Here is a 20,032-nt window from a genome sequence, read left to right as displayed (position 1 = left end):
TCCTTAACATCGGTCACAAACCTTTCTTTGCCCGCCATCGGATGCCCCGCCCGTCAAAGTCCGAGTGCCAGTCGTGCCGGCAATCCCGCTCCGTAAAGATCACTCAGTTGCGCCACCTCAAGCACCAACGCAGAACCGCTCGCAAGATCGGCCTGACGCTGGGACGCAGTATATATCCAACTCGGTGCCTCAAGCGTAACCTCACGCAGCACGGCACCGGTCTCGGTCAGAAGACGCAGCCTGTATCGTTCATGCAATTCGCCAAGCGGCACCTCCTGCTCCAGCCAGGGATCACCGTTCAGACGCGTACGCCGGACCCAGCCTATACTCCAGTCTTCCGTCGCCTTGGACACCCGCAGATGCGACGGTGCATAGGGGCGCAGGCCATTGCCTTTGAACGCCTCGTTCAGATGCACATAGCTCGGGTCGTCATAGCTGCGCCGCGCCGATCCGATACGATAATGGCGGGAAATATTGCGCTGTGCCTGCGCCAGCGTGATCTGATCGAGATTGCCATCAAGTGCCACCACCACCGAACCTTCCGGCCAGATTTCGGGCATCAGCGCATCGGTGCCCAGCTGGCCGCGCAACCTCAGGCTCAGATCCCATGTATTATTGCCGACCAGTTCAGCTTGCGCGAACTGGAAGATCTCCCAGTTGTCACTGCTGCCATCGCCGATGGCCATCGCATTCGCTCCGGCCAATAGCTGTTCTTCGCTGGCCGATTGCAGCTCCCCCGAAACAAGCGAAACCCGCAGCGGCGCCCCACGGTCCCATAGCCCCGCGCGGGCCGCATTCAGCGCCCCCAGACTACGCCCGAACGTCGCACGGTGCGTCAGCGTGGCATTCAACTGGTAATCGGCATCACTCACCGCATCGAATACCGCAACCGTTCCGGGCCACGGACTGGCGGTCACCGCCAGATACGGCGCATAGGGCACTTCCTCTCCGGTTAGAAGCGGCAGATCCATGAACTGCGCCGTCACCGGCACAGGCGCGTAAAACCGCGTCGTGGAGACATCCGCCTCGGCCGCATCGGACGGCTCGTAAAGCCCCGCCTCGATCCGGACGGCCTCCATTGTCGCCGTCCCCGCCAGATCGACACGGTCGATCCGGTACCGCTCTTCCTCGATCGCGATGACATCCCCCGCCCCGAGCCCCGTCAAGGAGGGCGGCACCGCGAATTGCACGACATCCCGCGCCATCTGCGCCTCTGCCAGCCAGCGTTCAACCGTGGCCACTGCCTGCGGACGATGCAATGCGGCATTTACCTCACTGGCACTATTGCTGCCCTGATCGGTTTCCTGCGGCGCAATCGCCTCGACCACACGGGTGGCATAGTCTCCCTCTGCCTCGATATAGGACAGCCGCACCCTGCCCGACATCTCCGCCTCGGAAGCACGAATGCGGGTGAGCGTGCTCTCGTCCTCCTGCAAAGCAAAATCCGTATCGGCAAGAGCCCGGCTCACCTGACCGCTCCGCATGATAAAATGCAGTGCTCCGTCGCGCTCGACCGCATCGAAACCATAGGCCAGCATAAGCGTTTGCAGCATTGCCCGCGGGGACTCCCCCGATTGCGCACTATATCCGCGCACAGAGCCACGCAGCCCCGACACATCCACCGCCGTCACCCCACCCATCGCGCAGATCTCGACCACAACACGCGCCAGCGGCTGCGCCACCGCGCGACCGGATAGCCAATGCCCGCGCGCGTAATTCTCGGCATCGCTCCAGAGATCGTCACGGGAGGGAAACTCGGGCCAAGGCCGCGCGTCCCAACACCAGACATGCGCCTTGGTCATATCGATCATCGGCCCCTCATAGACCTCCGAAACAGGATTATGCGCCCGGTCCTGCCACCACCCCTCCATCGCCCGCACATATTGCATCTGGATCAGCTCGTCGCGCCGCCCGTTGGAAAAATGGGGCAGCATGGATTCAGAGCTTTTCGGGTCCAGAAACTTGTTGGGCTGGTTGGCCCCCTTATCGATCGCCGCACAGCCATATTCGGTAAACCAGATCGGTTTCATCTGCGGGATCCATGCCGTCGGCTCCTCCGCCCGCAGCCCGTCGATCCGCTCGTAATGACGGTTCTGCCACCAGCTACGGAAATCCTTCGCCCGCCAGATCCAGGGTTCTCCCTCCCCATCGGTGATGGGCGTGCGGATCTGCATCTGCCGATGGAGATCGGTCGCATAATACCAGTCATAGTATTCTCCACCCTCGATATTACTTTGCAGATAGCCCAGATCGTGGATGGCAGGCCATGCCGCATCGGCATGGTTTTCGCCCTCACGCCAATCGGCAAGCGGCAGATAATTATCGACACCGACAAAATCGATGGCACTATCTGCCCAGAGCGGATCCAGATGGAAGTAGCGGTTTCCATCCGGCGAATTATATCCGAAATATTCCGACCAATCCGCCGCATAGCCGATTTTACAAGTCTCGCCCAGAATAGCGCGAACGTCATTTGCCAGACGGCGCAAGGCTTCGACGGCAGGAAACCCGTCCTCGGCATCACGGATCTGGGTCAGGGCGCACATTTCGGTGCCCACGCAAAACGCATCTACCCCACCCGCTTGCGCGCAAAGATGGGCATAGTGCAAAATGAAACGGCGCATGGACCATTCTTCGGCACCACTATAGCGCAGCGTCATCCCCTCCGGCGCGAAGGCTTCTGGCGCGGCCTCCCCGAAAAAGGCCGCAACGTCCTGCGCGGCAGCCGCGCTACGATCGGTCGAGCCCTCCAGTCCGGGGGCGATGTCTGTCGTAATCCGTCCGCGCCACGGCAAAGCGGGCTGTTCCTCGGTCGGCGACCACGGATTGGGACGTGCATTGCCCGCGATCTGCTCCATCAGGATGAAGGGATAGAAGGTGACGAATTTTCCCGCAGCTCGCAAGGCCCGAATGGCCTCGATCACCGCAGCATCGGCAGGCGTGCCCCCATAAAGATCGCCCTCGGCGGTATGGGCAACCTTTCCGGCCTCGGCGCGCCCCACCCCCGAGACAGACCATGCCATATTTTTCCCGTCTCCTGCGGTTTCATTCACCCGCGGGCGGATCTTGCACTGACCCGCGCGCAGGTCATCACCAAACCACGACACCACAAGGGAAACGGCTTCGCAATTCGGCAGATCATCATTCAGTGCCGCGAGAGAGGTCGCGAAATCACTAAGCCCGCCCGGGGCGCTCTGGTTCATGACCTTGCTTGAGCCTCCCTCTTCTCCCGCAAAATAGACAGGGGTCGTCGCCAGAGAATACTCGCCCGTGCCGGGAATAAGCGCGACCCCCCTGACACAGCCCTCAAACCCCGCGATCTCCTGCGGCACAGATGGCGCGGCGGCGCGGAACACCTCGAAGGTCAGTTGCGGGACGCGATTGCCAAACGGACCAAGCGCCAGATCCTCGAAAACCACATAGGCAATACCGCGATAGGCCGGGGCGGCATCCGCCCCTTCGACCGCCTGTATCTTCGCATCCGGTTCCTGATCCTCGGCCCCGGTATACACACGAAAATCAAGGCCTGCCGTATCCAGTATCTGGCCATCGGCCCAGATCCGCCCGACCCGCAGGATCTCGCCTTCGCACAAGGCCAAGGCAAGACTGACGGAATAGCTGTAGCTTGTTGTCGACACGGTCGTGCCCGTGCCCTTTCCGCTTTTCTTGGTGCTGGCATGTTCGCGAAAGCGCGTTGCCCAGATCACCTGTCCTGCCACCCGCATCCCGCCCCAGACCATCGGCACGGGCGTCCCCTCGCTTGCCGAGGAAAGGCGGAACTGGCTGACCTTGCCGGTTTCTACGCTTTGCGATCCGGTTCCCAGAAGCCGTTGGTCGATGGCGCGCCCCAAGGTCGCTCCGACCGCCCGCCCGATGACCGCACCGGAAAGCCCCAGCACCGTGCCACCGAAGCCACCGCCAATCGCAGCGCCCGCCGCGCCCAAAAGGATCGTTGCCATGTCTCACCTCACATCCGGAAAGTCGAAGCGCGCCACCAATCGGGCACGCCAAGGCGCGGACAGGGCGTTTTCCACCACCCCATGCCCGCCATAAGCATGAATAAAGCGCAAAGGCCCCCGCTCCGAGAGCAGGCCAACATGCTTGGCCACCGCACGGGGTTTCATACGGAACAGAAGAACCTGCCCCATTCGGAACGGGTCATTGGCCTGAACCGGCACCAGATGACGCGCGGCGGCCTGCCAAAGCGCCTCGGCGCCCCCCGCCTCGGCCCAATCCGCGCTATAGGGGGCCGGAAGTTCGGGTTCGCAGCCATAAAGACTGCGCCAGATCCCGCGGATCAGCCCCAGACAATCCGTGCCCCCCTGCAGACAGGACGCCTGATGGCTGTAAGGCGTGCCGATCCATGCCCGCGCCAAAAACACGACCTCGGAACGGGCGGTCATCGGAAGAGGCTCCCGCCGTCGTAATTTCCGCCAGAAACCGGATAGGACACCAGCCAGTCCTCCCCCGGAATATGCGGGAACCCGCGGAAATTCACGAAATTGTCGAATTTCAACCGGCACGTTTCGGCACGCCGGTCACAGCCTGCAACAATCCGCACCCTGTCGCCCGCCACCAGCTCGGCACGCAAGGACTGCCATAATTCGATCACGCGGCGACCATCCTGTGCCAGACGGTCAAATTTCACCGCTCCCGAAAGACCGGCAGCCGCTCCATCGAGAACCGTCAGCAGACCACGTTCGAACCAGCGATCCTCGAAGCCTGTCAAGGATTGCCACGAAAACCGTGTCGCCCCTTCACACTCTTCCACGGCCAGTTCGACAAAATACCCCGCCTGCAAAGGATCAAACCGGCACTTCCGGTCGCCCAGAACCGCCGAGCAGGCCGGATGATACACCCGACCGACCTGATTGTTCAGCCGGTCCGAAAGGCCACGCAACTCCGCCTGAAACGCACCGTCATTGCGCGTCAGCTCTCCCAGATGGCCGCGAAAGATCAGTGCATGTTCGGACGCATCCGCCCAGTTGACAAGCCAGCTACGCAACTCGGCCCCATCGTAACGGCCTGCGCGGATATCGTCTTCGGTAATCGCATCAGCGCGCAAAGCCGCGACAACCTCGAAATTGTCGACCGAGAGCCCCGAAGATTGCCCCAGCGCGCTGGCCGACATTCCGGTTTCGGGCTGGAACGTCAGGCCAGCAAACGCCAATGGCCGATCATGGTCGGTGAACCCCATCACGATGCCATCCTGCCGTGTCACCGCCCATGCGCGCGCAATCGTTGTGGCCTTCGTGTCAAGATGGGCCTGAAACTGTGCGGAATAGCTCATAGGCGCACCTCCACAACCGGCACCTGTGGCACTTCTCCCGCCTGAAACGATTGCACCGAAACCTGAATCCGGTCGGTGTCAAACCGCACCGGCACGTCGAACTCGAAGCCTGCCGTTACCCGCGCGCCTTTTTCGGGCGGAGCGGCAAAGGTGACCACACCCGTTGTCGTGTCCACCGACCAGTCGATGCTTTCGGCCTGATAACCGCCCTGCACCCCCACCAGCACCGTCGCCCCCACCGGCTTGGTGATCGGGCGCGTATAGGTGATATCGCCAGAGCGATAGGTTTTAGCCAAAGAAAAGGCGACGGTTTTCCCATCGCCAGTCCCGATCACCTGATCTTCATATCCAAGCGCGCGGCTGGCAGGGGCCGAACGGTAATCGGCCCAATCCTTCCAGCGGAACCCGTGCAACTGTCCGGCCCGCGCCTCGAAAAAGGCCAGAAGCGCCTCGACATCATCCAACGACCGCAGCCCCACACCGGCATCGTAATGACGCCTTGAATGGGCCCAAGGGCTGTTACGCTCCTCATAGCCGCTGGCAAGGGTGACAATCTCTGTGCGGCGCTCCGGTCCACCAAGCGAGCCGAAACTCAGACTGGCGGGAAAGCGGATTTCATGAAATGCCATCTTGTTCCTCCGAAAACTGTCTTGAAACGGCTCACATCGTTTTCGACCCGCGCGAGAGAGCGCGGCTCATCTGGGCAGCCAACTGCGCGCGCGAGCGGCTGAAGCCCGCAATATCCGGCGTGGTCACATTCATCGTCACATTCACCGCGCGCCCGCCCTGTGCCTGCACGCCCAAACGACCATCCGCGCCACGAGTCAGCGGCATGATCGCCTCCGGCCCCGCCTCGCCCATCAGCCCCATTCCGCCCCGCATCGCAAAACCCGTGGCCTCGCTGACCACGCCCCCCTTGGCAAAAGCGCGCACCTTACCCGAAGAGAAGGCCCCGCCATTGGCAAACGGCATCAAACCGCCAGCCAAAGAGGCAACACCGCTTGCCAAGGTACTGCCCAGCGTGTCGCTGACCGGCTTCACCGCCGCCGCATAAACCGCATCCGACATGCTCTGCGCGACAGAGCGCAGCGCGTTCGACAGGCTCTCCCCATCAAAAACGACATCTTCAAACGCACTGCCGATCGTGGTCGAGAAACGGCGCGACAATGTGCCGATCTCGCGAGACGTCAGCCCCATGCTGTCACGCAGGCTCGATAATTCGCTCGAAAATGCCCCCGTCAGAACCCCGACATTGCCCAGAACCGTCTCCAGTTCCTGCGCGCTTTCGCTCAGCGCATCGAAATCAGTATCATCCATCACTTTCTCCTTCGGGTCCGCGACGATCGGGGAATGCCTGCGCCAGCTCTTCCAGCCGCGCGCGTGTCAGTGGTCGCGCCTTGGGCATATCGCCCAGAAGCAGCGCCAGTTCGGCAGGGCTCAGCGCCCAGAACTCCTGCGGGCGCAGGCGCAAGCCCACCAATCCCGCCCGCATCAGACCCGGCCAATCCAGCCGCCCCGATGCCTCATACCGGCGCATCATTGCTCTTCTGGCGCGCCAAAAGCGCGGGCCAGAAGGCGTGCGGCAAGCTGGGCCGCCTCAACCGGCCCAGAGCCGATTTCGACCATGCGCAGATCTTCCGCCCGTCCCCGCCAGCCACCACCGCGCAGCCCCGCCACCAGCAGCGCCAAGACATCGCGGCTGGAAAACCGCCCGCTTTCAAACCGCGTAACCAGATCCAGCATCGTCTCTGTCTCCAGCTGCGCCTCAAGTTCCGCCAATACGCCAAGGGTCAACTTGGCAGTATGCGGTACCCCGTCCAGCGTCACCTCGACCTCACCTGCCCAAGGATTCGCCATATCACTCCTCCGTCAGTTCGATGAAGCTCAGCGCCCCCGCCGAAGCCATCGCCATCTCATAGGTGGCCTCGCCATCATGCGACCCCGCATATTCGATCGACGAAATCAGGAACGGCCCCTGCACGATGCCGAAACTGGGGATGATCACCTGAAACTCGGGGATCTCGCCATCAAAGAAAATCTGCCGCGCCCGCGCGTCCGTATCGGCATCGCGAAACACCCCCGACCCCGAGATCGAGGCCGAACGCACCCCCGCGCCCCCCAGCAGCTCGCGCCAACGCCCCTCGCTTTCCAGCGAGGTCACATCCACCGTCTCTGCGTTGAAACTGATCCGCGTGGCACGCAGGCCAGCGATCGTCTGGAACTGTCCGTCTCCGCTGAGATCGAGTTTCACCAGCAGGTCTTTTCCGTTTTGGACTGCCATTTTTCTCTCCTAGAAATGCAAAAAGGCCCCGTATCGGAGCCAGATATGGACGCGCCTGTCCGGTTACTCGGGGCTGACGAGGGCGCGAAACGTCAGATCGATCCGCCGTGTCGCATTGGTCCCTACACGACGCGCCTTGGCCTTGCGAAACCACACCCCCGCCACCCGTCCCGCTGGAAGCGTCAGCGCGCCCTGTGTCAGGCAGGCATTCACCGCTTCGGCCAAGGTCTTGGCCGCCTGGAACCCCGCCGCATCCGTCACCACCGAAATGGTGAAATCATGCCGAGCAATCGGGCCGCTGCGATCCGAGATATCGACAACGTCTTCGGGGCCGAGACTGATATACGAACCGGCGGTTGCACCAAGAGGCTGGGCATCATAGATCGCTCCACCGCTCAATTCGGCAACCGTCGCATCGCCCGACAGCGCCTGAAACACCGCCGCCTGCAAGGCCGACGCCAAGAGATAGCTCATGTCACAACCTCCTCGCGGGCAAAGCAACGCAGGTAACCGGGGGCGTCCTCCGCCACGGCAAGAATACGAAAGACCCGATCACCCAGCCGAAAGCGCTGATTGGCCGTTGGCCTGCGCGGCGAGGAACGCAGCGCCGAGCGCACCGTGACCGTCACCGATACCGCAGCGATCGCGCGCAGCTGATCGGCGCGCTCGGTGCCGGTGCCGAAATCGAGCGCCGCCCAGAGCTCGCCCAGTTCGACCCAAGTCTCGATCAGGCCCCCCGCACCATCAGGGACATTCTGCGGTTCTTCCAGCACGAGGCAGGTGGAAAGCTTCGGCACACTCATCCCCGCCCCCCGTTCCCACCAAACAGCCGCACCACGCGCCAAGGCTCGATCAGCGCGTTTACGCCAAAGGGCAGCGCGCCGCTCTGGTCGCTTTCATGACGGTGCTCGAAATAATGGGCCGCCAGCAACATCACGGCCTGTCGCAAATCTGCGGGCACATTCTCCCACATGACCCCAAAGCCTGCCTCGACCGAAATCTCGATCAGTCCGCCGTCCTCAAGGGGCGGAAAATTGCCCCCAACCGCCAACAGCACGGGCCGCACCCCATCCGGCATCAGCCGGTAACGCGCCGCGTCCAGCACCGCCACCTCCTCATCGGCCCCGCGCAAAGCGACCTGCGTCACGCCCGTCAACGGTGCCAGAGGCAGAGGCTGTGCCTGCGGATTGGCCCAGCGACGCAGCCGCAGCAGAAAGCCGCGCGTCAAAAGCGCCTTTGAAATACGCTGTTCGATCAAGGCAATCGCCGCACGCAGATAGGCCTCAAGCGCCACATCCTCGGCCCCCACATCCGCAAACCCGCGCCCCAGCCGCAGATGGTCGCGCAGGGCCGCAATCGGAAGCCGGTCGCTTGTCACCGGCACTATTTCGTTCAACATGGAAAGCACCTCCGAAATTGGGATGATGACGCCCGCAAGACCACGGGCGCCATCTCGGACAGACGCCGCCTTCCGCCACCCGCTCGGACGGAGGGAGCAGCTAGGCGGACGGCAGAAAGACCGCGTCTGCCCTTATCCGGACCGAAGCCCGGATCGGGGTCAGCGCAGCCTCAGCCGCGCCCGCGCCTCAGGAGACCGCAAATTTCAGAAGCTTGATCGCCGCGAAATCGCTGACATCGCCGCCCACTCGCTTGGAGGCGTAAAACAGCACATGCGGCTTGGCCGAGAAGGGGTCACGCAGCACACGCAGATCGGGGCGTTCGGCAATAGTGTAGCCCTGATGGAAATCGCCGAAAGCAATCGCATAGGTATCCGCTGCGATATCGGGCATATCCTCCGCGATCAGCACCGGATAGCCCATCAGGCGCGCAGGCTCGCCCGCAGCCAGACCGTCCGACCACAGGAAGCGGCCATCAGCATCCTTCATCTTGCGCACGGCCCCTGCGGTTTTGGAATTCATCACGAAGCTGCCATTGGCGCGATATTCCGCCTCAAGTGCATAAACCAGATCGACCACCGCATCTGCCGCCGCCGTGGCCGAGAAATCCCCTGCAACGCCGGTCGCCACATAGCCCAGACTGCCCCAAGCCCAGTTTTCATTATTCACAGCCGGATGGGCCAGAAAGCCCTTGGGCTTATCGGCACCATCGCCATTCACGAAAGCCGCAGCCTCCGCACGGGCGAAACGGTCGGCAATACGGCCCGCAAGCCAGCCCTCGATATCGAAGGCCGCATCATCCAGCAGACGCTGGCTAGCCTTGGGCATGGCCGAAAGCTCGTAAAGCGGGATCGAGATCCGGTCGATCTGCGGCGTGCTCGTCTCGGTGAGGTTCGCGGTCTCCGACGCCCAGCCCGAACCGATCTCGCCATGATCGACCAGCACGTCAAAGCTGGTGGCCTCGACCTGAACCACATTGGCGATCATGCGGATCGAGGCGGTCGAGCCGAGGATCGAGCGGATGGTATCGCTGGTCTGCGGATCGACCAGATAGCCCCCCTCGGCGGCAACGGCCGTGTTCAGCCCCTTGGTCTCGACAACCAGACCGCGCAGACCGTCATCATCGCCCGAACGCAGATAGGCATCAAAGGCCTTCACATGGGGGGCGGTCTCTTGCGCTGCATGCGACAGGGCCGGACGATTTTGGATGGATTTGGTTTGCAACATGGTCAGACGCTCTTCCTGTTTTTGAATGCGTGAAGTCATTTCGTTTTGGAAGCCCTTGGCTTCCTTCACAAATTCGCTAAGGGCCGAGTGCACCTCGGCCACGATCGGGGCCCCGTCGGACATAGCTGTCCGCTCCCCAAAGACGCTTTTGTCGGGGGTCATTGTCTCTCCTCAATTTTTCACGAAGATCGAAAGCGCGGGGTCAGTTACCCGCCAGTTGCGACGCGGCCGCACGCAGCGCCCGTGCCAGATGTGAAAGCTCTGCCCCTTCGGACATCGCTTTGGCGGCGACCCGCGCCTCCTTCAGCATCGGGAAGGTCACCAAAGACACCTCCCAAAGATCCAGCTCGGTGAGCATCCGCTGGCCCTGCCCGTCGCGATGCGCCCGCACCACGCGGTAGCCGATGGACAACCCGTCCATCGCCCCCGACGCCAGAAGCGCACGCGCCTCACGGGCACGGGTCACATCCTCCAGAAGATAGCCGCGCACAAATAGGCCGGTGCGATCTTCATGGATGTCTTCCCAGACGCCGATGGGCTGCGTCTGGTCATGCTGCCAGAGCATCGCCACGCGGCGGCCTTCCTGCGCAAGCCGCGCAAGACAATCGGTATAGGCGCCCGGGCAGACCACATCGCCGCCCTGATCAGGCAGGCCGAAAAGGCTGGCATAGCCCTCGATCCGGTCCTCGGTCACCTTCAGGGTGCTGGGCGTATCGGTACGCACCGATTTGAACTCCAGCCCCAGTGTCATTTGCTCCATTCAGCCCTCCTAATGCGGCACCATATCCAGAAGCCCGTAGACCGCCTGCGACAGCACCACGGCCACAACGCCGTAAACCGCCATCCACAGACGTCGCTCAAGCCCCTCGATCATCGCTTCAATGCGCTGCAACCGGCGTTCCACCTGATCGAATTGCAGCTCCATAATCTTCTCCGTCGCGTTGAACCGTTCCTCATGCAGATCGAACGGCTCCTTCAGAAAGCGCGAGCCTCCAGTCGGCATGGCTTATTCCTCCGGTTGACGCGGCAACCCCAGAAGAACGCGCTTCTCGGCAGCGGTCAGAAAGCTTGCCTCGCCCACGCGCTGCCATTGCGCATCTCGCTCCGAGGCCAGCGCGGGCACCTGATCCAGATCGGGACGCAGCTCGATGCGCGCGCCCAGAAAGCCCGACAGCCACCACGCAAGCGCCGCCGTCACCCGCGTGGCCAAAGGCAGCACGGTCAGCCGGAAAAAGGCCCGATTGGCCTCGGCGTAATTGGCATAGGTCGCATCGCCGGGAATGCCCAAAAGCATCGGCGGCACCCCGAAGGCCACGGCAATCTCGCGCGCGGCGGCGATCTTGGTCTCATGGAACTCCATATCCGAGGGGGAGAACCCCATAGGTTTCCAGTCAAGCCCACCCTCCAGCAACATCGGACGGCCCGCATTGCGCGCGCCCTGATGATTGGCCTCCAACTCGAAGGTCAGCCGGTCGTATTGATCGGGGCTCAGAACCCCCTGACCATCGGCCCCCTTATAGATGATCGCCCCAGAAGGACGCGCGGCATTATCCAACAGCGCCTTCGACCAATGGCTTGCGCTGTTATGGACATCCACCGCCACCGCCGCCGCCTGCATCGGAGACAGCCCGTAGTGATCATCCTGCGGGTGGAAGGTGCGGATATGGCAGATCGGATCGGGATGCCCCGTCAGATCAAAGCGGTGCTTGCGCGCGCCCACGGTATAATCATAGGCCACGGGCCAGCCGTCTTCGCCCGGCACGACACTCATCCTATCGGCGCGCAAGACATGCAGCTCCATCGGCACATCGACGCCTTCGCCCACGGCCTCTATATAGGTGTCGCCGGTCAGCAGCATCTGGCCAAACAGCGCCTCAAGAAACTCGGCCTGCCCCTGAGCCCCATTCGGACGGCGCAGAAGGTCGATCACCGGATGCGCCTCATAGCGGCGCTCGGCATCCTGACAGATCAGCGGCAGCGCGGCGGCTGCTTCGGCAATCAGCTTCACACAGCGAAAACCGATGGGGTTGCCGACAAAGCCCTGCCGCGTCATCGAGGCCGTATCGCGCGGGCTCCAGATCACCCGCCCCGAGCCGCCCGACAAAGACACAGGGCGACCGCGCACCGCTTTTGTCTCGGGCTTTGTCCCGGGCGCAGGCCCCTTCCGAAAGATATTCAGCCCCATGCAGATCTCCTTATCTCTAGTGCTCCCCGACCAAGCGGGCCAAAACGAAAGGGGCCGGAACACCGACCCCTTTTCGCATCACAACCGTCTTACCTGTGGCCTGCGCCAATGGGCGGCAGGTTCGATCATCAATTCCGTCAATGCCCAGACCAAAGCATCCAGCCGGTCCGGAGACCCTTTGGCCTGATAGCCCTGCACCGTCATCTGGCACATCTGGTCCTCCAACTTGCCAAGGCTGGCCTTGCGGTCGTGGTAGACGCGACCCTGCTCGTAAAGGGCGGCCACCGGCTCGGCACGCACCCCCTTGCCGCGCCCCGCACGCAGCGCACGGAAGGGCACCAGCGGATCGACCTGCCGCAAAACGCCCTCGATGAGATCACCGCCCTGATTGACCTCGGCCACCAGACGGTCGGCGCCAAAGCGCTCCATCGCGGCAATCGCGGCCTTGGCCCACTCGGTGGGCTTGCCGCCGATGCTGAGATCACCCAAGACATAGGCGCGCCAATCCTGCGGCGGCCCCTTGGTGACAGCGCCCGCCACGATGATCCCGCATTCATCCGAAGCCGATCCCGCCGTGACCGCCGGATCAAGCGCCACCACGATCCGGTCAAGCGCAGGCACCTCATCAATCCGAAGGCCCTCAAGCATCTGCGTCGACCAAAGCGCCCCCTCGATATCCTCCAGCAGAACACCCTCCAGCTCCTGCCGCCCCAGACGCGTGCCGGCATATCGCGCCTGCACCTCGGCCAGAAAGCTCTCGGCCAGATAGGCGCGATTGGCCTCGGTCGGCGCATGGGTCACCACGGTCGAAGGGTTCTTCATGATCGCCCGCAAGACCGCCACATCCCGCGGCGTGGTGGTCACCACCTGCTGCGGATGCCGCCCCAGACGCAGGGCGAATTGCAGCATGTCCCACGTATCCTCGGCACGCTTCCACTTGGCCAGCTCATCCACCCAAGCCGCATCAAACTGCGGCCCGCGCAAAGCCTCGGGGTCATGCGCCGAATAGGCCATCGCCATCGCGCCATTCGGCCAAACCAACCTGCGGCGCGAGGCCTCCCACGTCGGACGACGATCGGGCGGCGAACAGGCGATGATCCCGCTGTCCCCCATGATCATCACATCACGCACCTGATCATAGGTCTCCCCCACCAAAGCCACACGCGAGGCCTTGCCCGCATCCAGCGGCGTGGAGGATTCCACCTGCGAGCGGACCCATTCGGCACCGGCGCGGGTCTTGCCCGCGCCGCGCCCTCCCATAATCACCCAGCTTTTCCAGTCCCCCATCGGAGGCAACTGGTGAGGCAAGGCCCAGAACTCGAACAGCCACGGAAGGGCCAGAAGAGAATTCTCGTCCAGCCCATCCAGAAAGGCGTCAACGTCCTGAGGCGTCGCGGAGGCAAGCCAAGCGGCGCCCGATCTCAGTTCTGGCTGCATCAAAGTCGAGGTGCTGTCCTTCGACGACCCCGGCAGCCTCTCTGCGGAGTTTCTCAACGCGGTTCCTTTCCTCAAGCAAAAGTTGCAACGCCGCGCGCAAATCACGCACGGCGGCCCGTGCTGTCTTGGCCTCGGCAAGCTCCCCCTGCCTCAGACCCTCCATCGCAACGGCCAGCTCCTCGGCCACATCGCGATACATCGCTCCGGCCATCTCCAGTGCTTCGACCGAAGATGCCCCTTCCAAATCAACGGAAGTCACTTTCATTCCTGTAATCCGCCTCTCATGTGGTGTGACTCCGCACGAGCAAAATGAAAAAGACGCCCAACGGGTCACCCCGCGGCGTCTTGCCCACTTCTCCTAGCATGCCATAAGTGATGCCATGCAACGCTCTGACTGTCAAAGGAAATCGCGCCTAGGTTGCGCCCAGCCAGCGCACGTTGCGCAAAGAAAAACCGGGCGCCTGGCCCGGTTTTCCCAATCGCGATTGGCTGGAATTAGTTACCACCCGCCTCTTTTGCCCGTTGCGCCTCGATCGCGCGCCACTTGGCAACATTGGCATTATGCTCGGCCAAAGTGCTGGCAAAAGCATGCCCGCCCGTGCCATCGGCCACAAAATACAGGTAGTCGGTGGAATCAGGGTTCAGCGCCGCCTCAATCGCGGCCTTACCCGGATTGGCAATCGGCGTCGGCGGCAGACCTGCGATGACATAGGTGTTATAAGGGCTGTTCGCCCGCAGCTCGGACTGACGCAACCCACGCCCGAGCGACCCTTTGCCATTGGTCACCCCATAGATCACCGTCGGGTCGGTCTGCAGCCGCATGCCCTTCTCGATCCGGTTGATAAACACGCTCGCCACTTCGGGACGCTCCGCCGTCACGCCGGTCTCTTTCTCGACGATAGAGGCCATGGTCAGCGCCTCTTCCGGCGTCTTGTAGGGCAGCCCTTCGGCCCGATTGGCCCAAGCCGTGTTCAGGATTTCGGATTGCGCCGTCTGCATCTGTGCGATCAGCGCATTGCGGTCCTCGCCCTTGGTCACCACATAGCTTTGCGGCGCAAGGCTTCCCTCGGCGGGGACCTCTTTCACATCGCCAGACAGGAAATCATAGGATTTCAGCGCCTGAACAATGTGCCAGCTGGTTGCCCCTTCGGCCAGAATAACACGGTGATTGGTGATGTTTTTCTCGTCGACCAGTTCCTTGAACCCGTCGGGTTCGGGATCGGCCACCGGATCATATTTGGCAAGTTCCTCGTAGATCCCCGTCGCCGGATCCAGCTCGCGCAGCGCCAGTGTCTGGGTGTTGACGCCGATACGGTAGATCAGTTCCGACCCACAGCTGGACGGCCCCCCACGGGTGATCTGATCCACGATGTCTTCCATCGTCGACCCCGGCTCGATGAGATAGGAACCGAATTTCAGCTTGCCGTCCTTTTCGGTGTAATCGGCACCGGTGCGGAAGATATAGCCCGACGAAATCGCGCCCTTGGCCTTCAGATCATCCGAGACCTTCACGAAACTATCGCCCTGATCCACCCGCAAACAGATCGCCTGCGACAGCGGGCCTTCGGACACATATTCCCGTTTGGCCCATGCCACCACCCCCGCCACAGCGACGAGGATGACGATCATGGCCGTCAGAAAATTCGACGTGATGTTACGCCACATCAGTCCGCCACCTTGCGCAGCACAAGGCTGGCATTGGTGCCGCCAAAGCCGAAGCTGTTGGACAGAGCCACATTGATCTCGCGTTTGACCGGCGCATTGGGCGCCAGATCCAGCAGCGTCTCCACCGCGGGATTATCAAGGTTCAGCGTCGGCGGTGCGACCTGATCGCGGATCGCCAGAATACAGAAGATCGCCTCCACGGCACCCGCCGCCCCCAGCAGGTGGCCGATCGAGGATTTGGTCGAGGACATCGTGGCCTTTGCCGCCGCCTCGCCCATCAGCCGCTCGACCGCTTTCAGCTCGATCGTGTCGGCCATGGTCGAGGTGCCATGCGCGTTGATATAATCGATCTGGTCGGCGGTAATGCCCGCACGCTTAAGCGCCATTTTCATCGAGCGGAAGCCGCCATCACCATCTTCCGAAGGTGCGGTGATGTGATAGGCATCGCCCGACAGGCCATAGCCGATCACCTCGGCATAGATCTTGGCACCGCGCGCTTTGGCGTGCTCATATTCTTCCAGAACCACAATCCCCGCGCCTTCGCCCATCACGAAACCGTCGCGATCGGCATCATAGGGGCGCGAAGCCTTGGTCGGGTCTTCGGCCTTGGTCGAGAGGGCCTTGCAGGCATTGAACCCCGCAATCCCGATCTCGCAGATCGGGCTCTCGGCGCCGCCCGCCACCATCACATCGGCATCGCCCCACTGGATCAGACGCGCCGCATCCCCGATGGCATGCGCCCCCGTCGAACAGGCCGTGACCACCGCGTGGTTGGGGCCCTTGAAGCCGTGCTTGATAGAGACCTGTCCGGAAACGAGGTTGATCAGCGCCGACGGGATAAAGAAGGGCGAGACACGTTTGGGCCCGCGCTCCTTGATCAGAACGGCGGTATCCGCAATCGCCTTGAGGCCACCGATCCCGGCACCGATCATCACGCCGGTCCGCTCGCGCTCTTCGTCGGTTTGCGGCGCCCAGCCGGCATCTTTCACAGCCTGATCGGCAGCCGCCATCCCGTACAGGATGAATTCGTCAACCTTGCGGGCCTCTTTCGGGGCCATCCAGTCATCAGGATTGAATGTTCCGTTGGTCCCGTCACCACGCGGAATTTCGCAGGCATATTTGGTGACGACCTCGGACGCATCGAAGCGCGTGATCGGGCCTGCCCCCGACTGACCGTCCAGCAAACGCGACCAAGTTTCCTCGACACCGCAAGCCAGCGGAGACACCATTCCAAGACCTGTGACGACAACCCGACGCATATGCCATACCTCTTGTGGCTAATTAACCTTCGGGCATCACATACACGGGCAATCCCCTGCGCGCAATTCAAAGGATTGCTCCGATAGGCGGTTTCCGCCACGCAAGAGGTTGGGCCCGACATAAATTCCTACGGCATCGCGCCTATTTTGAAAGCTTTGCCGCCTTGGACAAACCCGTCACAAGCCCCTCCATTGGCCGTTCGAACATTGAAAGCCCCACCTGTGTCGCCCCGCCTTTAGGTAGACCAGAGGTCGGGCCAGAGATCGGGCTGCCGGCGTGATCTGGGGCGGGACCGGAAATCGGGCCGGATGGCGGGCAGGCCGCCTTTTGCATGGCCTGCAGCGAAGCGGCCTTGTCCAGCTGCTCTGGCCATGTTTCAACCGGCACCTCCTGCACCGCGCTCCAGACGGCATGGCCTCCGTCCGGCCCCGGCGCTACGCACACCTGATTCCCCCCACGAATGCGCGCCAGCTCGAGCGCGGCAAGGGCACGCTCGTAAACCTGCTTCGAGCTTTCCGAGAAATGCCAGCGGGCCACCCCTGCCGAAGCGGTCAACACGCCCTGACCCGTCTTGATCTCGAGTTTCTCGATCACCTGACAGAGCTGCCGCGCCAAAGTGGCCACCTGCGTTGCCCGCAGACCGGGCAGGAACACAAGAAACTCATCCGCATGGGCACGGCCAAAACAGTCCTCCCCGCGTAAATGGGGCAAGACCCCCTGCGCCACGCAACGCAACGCTTCGTCACCATATTCGTAGCCCCCCACCGAATTGACAGCACTGAACCCGTCAAGATCCAGCACGATCACCGTCAGCGCCGATCGTGCCTGTCGCGCCTCTTCGGTCAGTTCGGCAAAACGGGCCCGCAAGGAGGCGCGATTGTAAATTCCCGTCACCTCATCCGTGACCATGTCCCAAAGCCGCTGATCCTCAAGCGCGCGACGTTTGCGTTCGATGATATGGCTGCGACGCATCCCGATCACCTGCAAGATGATATTCAGCCCCACGATATGCGCCACCACGACCGAAATCGCCTGCGCATAGGCCCCGTAATCGGCATAGGTCACAAGGGTCCAGCCGATCAAGATCGGGCCCAGAACACTGACCGTCAGATCGATCCGGAACGCCCCCATCGCCATCACGCTTGCCATCAGGCCCTTATTCGCGCGGCGGCACAGCAGGGCCACAACCAGCCCGCCCGACATCATCACGGTGGCCAGAGACATATGGCCGTAAAGCCCCGCATCATCGAAAATATAACCGATCAGCGCGGCAAAAAGCACCGTCAGCGACAAAAGCGCCATGAACTGGCCGCGCGCGGGCCGCGCCGTCTCCAGCCCCGCACGCGCAAAGGCCAGCATCACAAAAACCAGCGCGGTGTTCATCGCCGTCTTGGTGCTGCCATCGCCCAGCGAATAGACCCCTGCCAGTCCCGGAACGAACTTGCCGATGGCCAGCAGGAAGGTCGCCCCCGCCAGTGCCAGCGCCACTCTGCGCGACCAAAGACGGTTCATCGGTAAAAACAGGGAGATCGCCAGAAGAAGGGCCATTATCGAGGTTATCGGATGCACCCCGACAAAAACCGGCAGCACCCCGAAAATACCGGAGGTCGGCATCAGATACCCGAAAACCGGTACAATCGCCACGAAGACCACGAATATCGTTGGAAAGATCGACAGGACGTAACACCAATCCGCAGCCGAAACAGCTTGACCGTCCGTCGTAGCCTCTGTCGTCATCATGCCGCGTTCCTCCTGGGCGATACCCGCCTGAGAGGAATGCTACGCCAGCCTCACTAACAGAAGCTGAAGGGCTGCCCAAAGGTTATTTAAAACTCGCTTTAACCAGATGCAGCGGCGGGATCGTGAAATCCAGATCCACGGCGGCTGTGGTGGTGGTCGTGGTCTCGCCCACCGCCACCGGAGCCATCGGCGCCACACAGACCCGATTCCGTCCCTGCGCTTTGGCATGGTAAAGCGCGGCATCGGCGCGGGCATAGCTCTGATCGAAGCTTTCCCCCTCCATCCATTGCGCGATCCCGATCGAGGTGGTCAGATACTGCCAGCGCCCGTTGCGCATGCGCACCTGTAGCGCGGCGATCGCTTGGCGGAACTGCTCGGCCCGCAGCTCGGCACGGTGCATATCGCTATTGCGCAAGATGACGGCAAATTCCTCGCCCCCCAGTCGCGCAGCGGTATCCTCACGCTCCAGACAGTCGGAAATCACATGCGCCACCCGCACAAGCGCCTGATCGCCAATCTCATGGCCGCCCATATCGTTGATCTTCTTGAAGTAATCCAGATCGAAGATCAGCAGCGAGAAAAACTCGCGATCCGATTGCGCCCGCTGCACCGCACGGTCGAACCGGCGCCGCAGCATGACGCGGTTGAACAGCCCCGTCAGCCCGTCACGCAGCGCCTGCCGCGCCAGAGCGCGCTCGAGCTTGCGGCGGCTGATATCGCTGCGCTCGGAATAGACCGCATTCAGAACGATCACCACCATATTGAAGGCGATCATATTCGACACGATCAACCCGCCATAGATCTGCACCACAGGCACATTGACCGCACCCACCGTCAGAATCCCGACAATCGCAGGCCCCGCGATCCCCAGACAAAGCTGCAAACGCGCCACCCCGCTGGCACGGTGACCGGCCAGAAAGATCCGCAGCGCGCCCCGATGCGGCTGATAGAGCAGCACCGAAAGCGTCAGGGCCACCCCCGCCAGCAGATATTGCGGATCGGCCAGCCCGAGAAAGGCCTCCGAACGGTCCAGATTTCCCGACACCGCACTCAGCAGGAACGCGATCCCGACCAGCACCAGCAACTGCCCCGAAAGATAATGGCGCATGGCCTGCAACATCAGCGCCAGAGCCAGCAGCACAAACAGCACCTCCCCGCTCAGGAAAAGTTGCAAAGGCACCCAGCCAATGGTCTCGAAACCGGATTTCATATCTCGGATATTCAGCACGATACCGGTCAGCACCGTGGCAATGACCGCCGCCCCGCCCATCATCTGCAGCATACGTCCCAGCGGATTGCGCGGCAGAAAGCCCAGACCGGCCATAAAGGCACCGATCACGCAAAACAGGGCCCGTGGCGCCAGAAGAAAGTCGTATCCCCCCCGCGGGAGGCCACGGAACGCGTCCAGCCCGCTGCCCATCACAAGCATGGCGATAGAAACCGAGGCCGCTACGAAAGCCGCCCCCCGCCTTACCCAATGCGCATAACGGATAGCCGTCATAACCAATGACCTCGACATTACATTCGATCCTCTCGGTCTCGCCCATGCG

The 20,032-nt window shown here is 62.3% G+C and carries 21 protein-coding genes; all 21 read right to left on the bottom strand.

What is annotated here, in order from left to right:
* Positions 1–53: 53 nt before the first annotated feature.
* Positions 54–3,959, bottom strand: a complete 3,906-nt coding sequence (locus tag WDB86_RS02175; RefSeq protein ID WP_406736469.1) for a glycoside hydrolase TIM-barrel-like domain-containing protein — start codon at positions 3,957–3,959, stop codon at positions 54–56.
* A 3-nt stretch (positions 3,960–3,962) separates the two neighbouring features.
* A complete protein-coding gene (locus WDB86_RS02170) occupies positions 3,963–4,403 on the bottom strand; it encodes a peptidase (RefSeq protein ID WP_406720855.1) in 441 nt (146 codons plus the stop codon).
* Complete coding sequence (locus tag WDB86_RS02165) at positions 4,400–5,290, bottom strand: DUF2163 domain-containing protein (RefSeq protein ID WP_406736468.1); 891 nt, start codon at positions 5,288–5,290, stop codon at positions 4,400–4,402. The genes WDB86_RS02170 and WDB86_RS02165 overlap by 4 nt, the downstream gene beginning before the upstream one ends.
* Positions 5,287–5,919, bottom strand: a complete 633-nt coding sequence (locus tag WDB86_RS02160; RefSeq protein ID WP_339107455.1) for a DUF2460 domain-containing protein — start codon at positions 5,917–5,919, stop codon at positions 5,287–5,289. Before WDB86_RS02160 ends, WDB86_RS02165 begins: the two co-directional genes overlap by 4 nt.
* Positions 5,920–5,950: 31 nt before the next feature.
* Positions 5,951–6,607 (bottom strand): phage tail tape measure protein, encoded by a 657-nt coding sequence (locus WDB86_RS02155; RefSeq protein WP_406720856.1) that lies wholly within the window; start codon positions 6,605–6,607, stop codon positions 5,951–5,953.
* On the bottom strand, positions 6,600–6,830 hold the full coding sequence (locus WDB86_RS02150) for a rcc01693 family protein (RefSeq protein WP_406720857.1): 231 nt from the start codon (positions 6,828–6,830) through the stop codon (positions 6,600–6,602). Before WDB86_RS02150 ends, WDB86_RS02155 begins: the two co-directional genes overlap by 8 nt.
* The gene (locus WDB86_RS02145) at positions 6,827–7,147 is read right to left on the bottom strand and encodes a gene transfer agent family protein (RefSeq protein WP_339107458.1); all 321 of its coding nucleotides are present in this window, start codon (positions 7,145–7,147) and stop codon (positions 6,827–6,829) included. Before WDB86_RS02145 ends, WDB86_RS02150 begins: the two co-directional genes overlap by 4 nt.
* A gap of 1 nt (position 7,148) precedes the next feature.
* Positions 7,149–7,571 (bottom strand): phage major tail protein, TP901-1 family, encoded by a 423-nt coding sequence (locus tag WDB86_RS02140; RefSeq protein ID WP_339107459.1) that lies wholly within the window; start codon positions 7,569–7,571, stop codon positions 7,149–7,151.
* Between the two features lie 63 nt (positions 7,572–7,634).
* A complete protein-coding gene (locus WDB86_RS02135) occupies positions 7,635–8,045 on the bottom strand; it encodes a DUF3168 domain-containing protein (RefSeq protein WP_406736467.1) in 411 nt (136 codons plus the stop codon).
* Positions 8,042–8,374 (bottom strand): head-tail adaptor protein, encoded by a 333-nt coding sequence (locus tag WDB86_RS02130; protein WP_406736466.1) that lies wholly within the window; start codon positions 8,372–8,374, stop codon positions 8,042–8,044. Before WDB86_RS02130 ends, WDB86_RS02135 begins: the two co-directional genes overlap by 4 nt.
* Positions 8,371–8,970: a head-tail connector protein gene (locus tag WDB86_RS02125; protein ID WP_339107462.1), complete on the bottom strand. Its 600-nt coding sequence runs from the start codon at positions 8,968–8,970 to the stop codon at positions 8,371–8,373. Before WDB86_RS02125 ends, WDB86_RS02130 begins: the two co-directional genes overlap by 4 nt.
* Positions 8,971–9,157: 187 nt before the next feature.
* Complete coding sequence (locus tag WDB86_RS02120) at positions 9,158–10,357, bottom strand: phage major capsid protein (protein WP_339107463.1); 1,200 nt, start codon at positions 10,355–10,357, stop codon at positions 9,158–9,160.
* Between the two features lie 40 nt (positions 10,358–10,397).
* Positions 10,398–10,955: an HK97 family phage prohead protease gene (locus WDB86_RS02115; protein WP_406736465.1), complete on the bottom strand. Its 558-nt coding sequence runs from the start codon at positions 10,953–10,955 to the stop codon at positions 10,398–10,400.
* Between the two features lie 9 nt (positions 10,956–10,964).
* Complete coding sequence (locus WDB86_RS02110) at positions 10,965–11,198, bottom strand: hypothetical protein (protein WP_339107465.1); 234 nt, start codon at positions 11,196–11,198, stop codon at positions 10,965–10,967.
* 3 nt (positions 11,199–11,201) lie between these two features.
* Positions 11,202–12,380, bottom strand: coding sequence for a phage portal protein (locus WDB86_RS02105; RefSeq protein WP_406736464.1), 1,179 nt, complete (start codon positions 12,378–12,380; stop codon positions 11,202–11,204).
* A gap of 78 nt (positions 12,381–12,458) precedes the next feature.
* A complete protein-coding gene (locus WDB86_RS02100; protein WP_406737068.1) occupies positions 12,459–13,817 on the bottom strand; it encodes a DNA-packaging protein in 1,359 nt (452 codons plus the stop codon).
* On the bottom strand, positions 13,756–14,082 hold the full coding sequence (locus tag WDB86_RS02095) for a hypothetical protein (protein ID WP_406720863.1): 327 nt from the start codon (positions 14,080–14,082) through the stop codon (positions 13,756–13,758). Before WDB86_RS02095 ends, WDB86_RS02100 begins: the two co-directional genes overlap by 62 nt.
* A gap of 230 nt (positions 14,083–14,312) precedes the next feature.
* The gene (gene mltG / locus WDB86_RS02090) at positions 14,313–15,482 is read right to left on the bottom strand and encodes an endolytic transglycosylase MltG (RefSeq protein ID WP_339107469.1); all 1,170 of its coding nucleotides are present in this window, start codon (positions 15,480–15,482) and stop codon (positions 14,313–14,315) included.
* Positions 15,482–16,741 carry a beta-ketoacyl-ACP synthase II gene (gene fabF, locus WDB86_RS02085; RefSeq protein ID WP_406736463.1) on the bottom strand — a complete coding sequence of 420 codons (1,260 nt, stop codon included), beginning with the start codon at positions 16,739–16,741 and terminating at the stop codon, positions 15,482–15,484. Before fabF ends, mltG begins: the two co-directional genes overlap by 1 nt.
* A 142-nt stretch (positions 16,742–16,883) precedes the next feature.
* Complete coding sequence (locus WDB86_RS02080; protein WP_406736462.1) at positions 16,884–18,482, bottom strand: GGDEF domain-containing protein; 1,599 nt, start codon at positions 18,480–18,482, stop codon at positions 16,884–16,886.
* Between the two features lie 82 nt (positions 18,483–18,564).
* The gene (locus tag WDB86_RS02075; RefSeq protein ID WP_406736461.1) at positions 18,565–19,983 is read right to left on the bottom strand and encodes a GGDEF domain-containing protein; all 1,419 of its coding nucleotides are present in this window, start codon (positions 19,981–19,983) and stop codon (positions 18,565–18,567) included.
* Positions 19,984–20,032: the final 49 nt, after the last annotated feature.

The organism is Thioclava sp. GXIMD4215 (genome assembly GCF_045291555.1).
In the GTDB taxonomy this organism is placed as follows: domain Bacteria; phylum Pseudomonadota; class Alphaproteobacteria; order Rhodobacterales; family Rhodobacteraceae; genus Thioclava; species Thioclava litoralis.
Note: the sequence above shows the minus strand (reverse complement) of the source record. Positions and strands in the feature narration are given on the sequence as shown.